Annotated in this window: 1 protein-coding gene; it reads left to right on the plus strand. The window is 58.4% G+C overall.

Annotated elements, in window-relative coordinates; all coding sequences use genetic code 11:
• The coding region (locus QN347_RS19895; protein WP_323494413.1) for a cellulose synthase subunit BcsC-related outer membrane protein at window positions 1-274 on the plus strand (274 nt) is incomplete at both ends.

Consider the following 274-nt stretch of genomic DNA (forward strand, 5'->3'; position numbering starts at 1 on the left):
GCCAAGCGACGATTGCCAAATTACCGCTGACCAGCGTTGCGGCTCAGCAAGGTTTATCGAACGCGGCGAGCATCAGCCAAGTTGCCAAAGGCGTGGCCTTGAGCCTCAGTTATCAGCTCAGCGGCTTCAAGGCCGATCTCGGCAGTAGTCCGATAGGCTTTCCTATCCGCACCGTCGTCGGTGGCTTGCGCTGGAGCGATCAGATTGAGTCTTGGAATTACAGCATCGAGGTGGCCCGCCGCTCAGTCACCGACAGTTACCTCTCCTATGCCGG

This window comes from Sphingomonas sp. 10B4 (assembly GCF_035019905.1).
Classification (GTDB): Bacteria; Pseudomonadota; Alphaproteobacteria; order Sphingomonadales; family Sphingomonadaceae; genus Sphingomonas; species Sphingomonas glacialis.